Below are 2,081 nucleotides of genomic sequence, written 5' to 3'. Positions count from 1 at the left end.
TTATTCTTGGGGCGCTGGAAGCTGTGCCGCTGGACGAACCGGAGAGTGCCACCGATGCGCGTGTACGTGCCCACCACCCTGAACGGCCTGGCGGCGGCGCACCCGGGTGGTGCCCTGGACCAGTCCGCGGCCTACGCCGTGACGCCCGCGCTGCGCGAGTGGTACGTCAGTGACGACCTGGAGGAGCTGGAGTACGCGGCGCTGAACCGGGCCGCGCAGTCCTCCCTGCGGCTGCTGGCCGCCGACCCGGACGCCCCGCGCCGCCGGGTCGTGGTGGCCCTGGACGTGGCCGACTCGGCCGTCCGGCCGTTCCCCGGCGACGAGTACCAGGACCAGGCCTCGCTCGGCCGGGTGGTGCTGGCCGGCCCGCTGCCGCTGGCGAAGGCGGCGGCGGTGCACGCGGACGTCGCCGACGGCGAGGTGGTCGAGGACGTCGCGGCCGCGGTGGCGGCGGTGGCCGCGGCCGACGCGGGCGACCAGGACGCCCAGTTCACCGTGGACGGGGCCGAGGACCACGACCTGCTCTGGTTCGCCACCCAGGAGATCTCCGCGCTGCTGGCCTGAACGGCCGGGCGCACCCGAGCGGAGCAGAGGGGTGCGTGAGCCCCGTCCTACCGGCGTGTCGGTGGTCGGGGCTACCGTTTCGCGCGTGGCTACACACATCGTTTGGGACTGGAACGGCACGCTCTTCCATGACATGGAGGCGGTGCTCGGCGCGAGCAACGCCGCGTTCGCGACCATCGGCGTCGGGCCGATGACCATGCGGGAGTACCGCGAGCAGTACGAGATCCCGATCCCCCGGTTCTACGAGCGGCTGCTCGGCCGGATGCCGTCCCAGGAGGAGTGGCTCCGGCTGGACGAGGCCTTCCACGACCGCTACCGGGAGCTGAGCCCGGCCTGCGGGCTGACGGACGGCGTGCACGAGCTGATGGACGGCTGGCGGGAAGCCGGGCACAGCCAGTCGCTGCTGTCGATGTACGAGCACGAGAAGCTGCTGCCGCTGGTCGACGCCTTCGGCCTGACCGGCCGGTTCCTGCGGGTGGACGGCCGCAGCGGCCCGTCCGGCGGCCAGAAGGCGGAGCAGTTGGCCCGGCACCTGGCCGCGCTCGGCGAGCGGGTGGATCCGGCCCGTACGGTGCTGATCGGCGACGCGGCGGACGACGCCCGGGCGGCCCTGGGCGCGGGTGCGCACGCGGTGCTCTACACCGGCGGCTCGCACACCCGGGAGAAGCTGGAGCCGCTCGGGGTGCCGGTGGTGGACAGCCTGGCGGAGGCGGTCGAGTTGGCCGGGCGGCTGGGGCGGGGCTGACCGGCCGGGGCGGGCGTGGCGGGCGCCACGTCCGCCGTCCGCGTGTCTGAGCGGGCGGATCGCGCGGCCGCTGGTCAGGCTGGACCAGGGCCTGTCCGGTGGGATCGGGCCCTCCCACCGGAGCAGTCAGCAGGACGGAGCCGCCATGCCGATCGACGCAGTCACCGAGGTGCCCCTCCCGGTCAACGAGCCGGTGCTGGGGTACGCGCCCGGCAGCCCGGAGCGGGGCCGGCTGGTCCGGCGGCTGGACGAGCTGGCGGCCGAGCAGATCCCGTTGCCGATGACCATCGGCGGCGAGCAGCGGTTCGGCGGCGGTGAGCGGATCGACGTGGTCCAGCCGCACCACCACGCCGCCAAGCTGGGGGTGCTCGGCAACGCCACCCGGGAGGATGCCCGTGCGGCGGTGGACTCGGCGCTCGCGGCGGGCCGGCAGTGGCGGTCGCTGTCCTTCGACGACCGGGCGGCGGTCTTCCTGCGGGCCGCCGACCTGCTGGCCGGGCCCTGGCGGGAGACCCTCAACGCGGCCACCATGCTCGGCCAGTCCAAGACCGCGCAGCAGGCCGAGATCGACTCCGCCTGCGAGCTGATCGACTTCTGGCGGTTCAACGTCCAGTTCGCCCGGCGGATCCTGGCCGAGCAGCCGATCTCCGCGCCGGGCGTCTGGAACCGGGTGGACCACCGCCCGCTGGAGGGTTTCGTCTACGCGATCACCCCGTTCAACTTCACCGCGATCGCCGGCAACCTGCCGACCGCGCCCGCGCTGATGGGCAAC

At 74.1% G+C, this 2,081-nt stretch carries 3 protein-coding genes; all 3 read left to right on the top strand.

The features are described 5' to 3' along the window. Window positions 1–54: 54 nt before the first annotated feature. A complete protein-coding gene (locus ACFV61_RS23690) occupies window positions 55–564 on the top strand; it encodes a DUF6912 family protein (protein ID WP_350881082.1) in 510 nt (169 codons plus the stop codon). Between the two features lie 85 nt (window positions 565–649). Further along, window positions 650–1,309: a haloacid dehalogenase-like hydrolase gene (locus tag ACFV61_RS23685; RefSeq protein ID WP_363587346.1), complete on the top strand. Its 660-nt coding sequence runs from the start codon at window positions 650–652 to the stop codon at window positions 1,307–1,309. Window positions 1,310–1,460: 151 nt separating this feature from the next. Further along, window positions 1,461–2,081: aldehyde dehydrogenase family protein (locus ACFV61_RS23680; protein WP_380493746.1), on the top strand; the 621-nt coding region annotated here is incomplete at its 3' end.

It is taken from the genome of Kitasatospora sp. NPDC059817, assembly GCF_042731835.1.
GTDB lineage: Bacteria > Actinomycetota > Actinomycetes > Streptomycetales > Streptomycetaceae > Kitasatospora.
The sequence above is the reverse complement of the archived record's forward strand: the minus strand, read 5'-3'. Positions and strand labels throughout refer to the sequence as shown.